Below are 667 nucleotides of genomic sequence, written 5' to 3' on the forward strand. Positions count from 1 at the left end.
TAGCTGGCCACGGTTGCGGGAGTCGCATTGCGCTGCTTCGTCAGGCGCCGGCGGAAATAGGACTCCAGGAGCGGCGCCAGGAGCAGGTGTTCGCTCATGCTGCGCCTCCATCGAGGGCGGCACGCTCAGCCGCGATAGCGAGGAGCTCCGCCGAGCCCGTGAGGTAGTAGGCCGTGTCGCTGTAACTAACGTGGCCGAGATATGTGGCGAGCAAAGGCAATAGCGCCTGAACGTCTGCGCGCTGTTGGTGCCAGAGGCTGAGGCGGGTCACGGCAAACCGGTGCCTAAGATCGTGCGGCCTTAACGGCTTACCGCCATCAAAGTCGGCGAGTTTACGGACCTCGGCAAAGCCGTTTTGCAGGCCGGTCGCCGAGAGGCGGTTGCCCCGGGAACTGAGGAAGAAGGCCTGATCCTTGGGTATGGGGAAAGCGGCGTCGCGCTCACGGGCATAGCAACCAAGGGCACACTGGGTTGTCGTGTGAACTGGAACGAGACGGTCCTTGCGGAACTTTGTCTTCCGAACGAGGAGAACCCCGTTGGTGAGATCAACGTCGGAACGATCGAGCCCGACTACTTCGCCCGATCGCAGCCCTGAACTTGCCAACAATCCGATCAGGGTCGCCATCGTCCGCCCTCGCAGAGGGATGCTAGAGCGGTTCACGGCTTG

Annotated in this window: 1 protein-coding gene; it reads right to left on the bottom strand. The window is 62.5% G+C overall.

Translation table 11 applies throughout. The features are described 5' to 3' along the window. Positions 1-94: 94 nt before the first annotated feature. Positions 95-661: a tyrosine-type recombinase/integrase gene (locus EOB49_RS30890; RefSeq protein WP_281060585.1), complete on the bottom strand. Its 567-nt coding sequence runs from the start codon at positions 659-661 to the stop codon at positions 95-97. Between the last annotated feature and the right edge of the window lie 6 nt (positions 662-667).

Origin of the sequence: Mesorhizobium sp. M7A.F.Ca.MR.148.00.0.0 (genome assembly GCF_003997735.1) — a bacterium.
GTDB lineage: Bacteria > Pseudomonadota > Alphaproteobacteria > Rhizobiales > Rhizobiaceae > Mesorhizobium.